We start from the raw sequence: 1626 nt of genomic DNA on the forward strand, positions 1-1626 counted from the left end.
ATTATACTATTAATTTAGTTAATAAAGTATATATTTAATAAAGTGACTTTAGTAGATAAGAAATCTAAATATTAAGAAAATGTTAGTAATCAATATGGTTAAATCTTGATAATATGTATAATATCCAATCTTTAATGTATTTTGAGAATGTAGGTTTAAGATATGGTACGTCTGTTGAAATATTAAAAAACCTTAATTTTAGTATTAAAAAAGGCGAATTTTATTTTTTAGTAGGGGAAAGCGGAGCTGGGAAAAGTACTTTATTAAAGTTAATGAATATGACGCTCAAGCCTACCAGAGGTTTTATTAATATTTTAGGAAAAGATATTAATGTGGTAAAAAATAAGGATTTAATTGATATTAGACGCAAAATAGGTATGATTTTTCAAGATTATAAGCTTATAGAATATATTAGTGTTGCTAACAATATTGCCTTACCCTTAAAGATACAAAATGTAGAGCAGGATATTATAGAGGATAAGGTTAATCAACTCTTACAATGGATTGGTTTGGAAAAACATAAAGATTATTTACCCAAAGCTTTATCCGGAGGACAACAACAAAGAGTAGCAATAGCAAGAGCTGTTATTGCTACTCCGCTGATTGTTTTAGCTGATGAACCTACTGGGAGTATTGATAATAGTATGGCTGAAAAAATAATGGAGATGTTAGAAGAACTTAACAAACAGGGAACTGCTATTGTATTTGCCACACATAATTTAGAATTAGTAGCGGCTAAGAATCATAAAATTATTGCTTTGCAAAATAGTAAAATAGAAATAATAGGGTAACCTTATGGAGAGAACTACACTATGTATAAATTAAAATTTTGGTACGGGCATTCTAAATTACTAACTTTTTCTAATCAAGATTTTTGGAGTCGATTTTTTTTATTTATTATTACTATTATTATTTGGTTATGTATCATGTCTATTTTCGGGGCTGGAATTCTTGAGAGAATTATTAATCCCGTAAAATTTGTTAATCCGGCACAGCTTTTTGTTGAGATTTACCCAGATCCCATTGCTATTAATGATAAATATAAAAAAGATATAGTAATAGAGTATCTTAAACAAGCTAAAGAAGTAAAAGATGTAAATGTAATTCCAGTTGAAGAGATTGTAACTTTAATTCAAAACTGGACAGGGCTAAGAGATGAAATTTTGAATTTACCTCTACCAACCATAATAGGAGTTACTTTACATAAAGATGCTCAGATAAATATTAAGAAATTAGAACAGGATTTGCAATCTAAGGTAAAAAATGTTTTTTTAGAAACCGAACAAGATGTTATTAAAAGAATAGCTCTACCCTTGAGTGCCGCTAAAACTCTATCTTTATTGGTTCCTGTGATTTCTATTATTATTATGCTCTGTGTAATCTTATTGATTGTATTAGCACTCCTTTATGCTCACAGGAGTAGTATAGAAGTATTATATGTACTGGGAACTAGTAATCTAAGAATAGCTACGGAATTTACTATTTGGATTTTTAAGAAAACCTTTATAGGTAGTTTTTTAGGATTAAGTTTAGGATTATTAATGGTTACTTTTTTTTCATTTTTATTTGATTCTGTAAGTATTTTATTTCCAACCTATGATACTTTATTATTAATAATAAGTATGC

General features: G+C 27.9%; 2 protein-coding genes. Both read left to right on the forward strand.

Annotated elements, in window-relative coordinates; genetic code table 11:
• The first annotated feature begins 113 nt into the window (after positions 1-113).
• Complete coding sequence (ftsE, locus tag ACQCX0_RS04350; RefSeq protein ID WP_462562954.1) at positions 114-791, forward strand: cell division ATP-binding protein FtsE; 678 nt, start codon at positions 114-116, stop codon at positions 789-791.
• A gap of 21 nt (positions 792-812) precedes the next feature.
• Positions 813-1626: cell division FtsX domain-containing protein (locus ACQCX0_RS04355; protein WP_462562955.1), on the forward strand; the 814-nt coding region annotated here is incomplete at its 3' end.

It is taken from the genome of Candidatus Hepatincolaceae symbiont of Strigamia maritima, assembly GCF_055505085.1.

Coding starts and splice junctions, on each gene's coding strand:
- ftsE (WP_462562954.1), top strand. CDS start 114: ATGTATAATATCCAATCTTTAATGTATTTTGAGAATGTAGGTTTAAGA.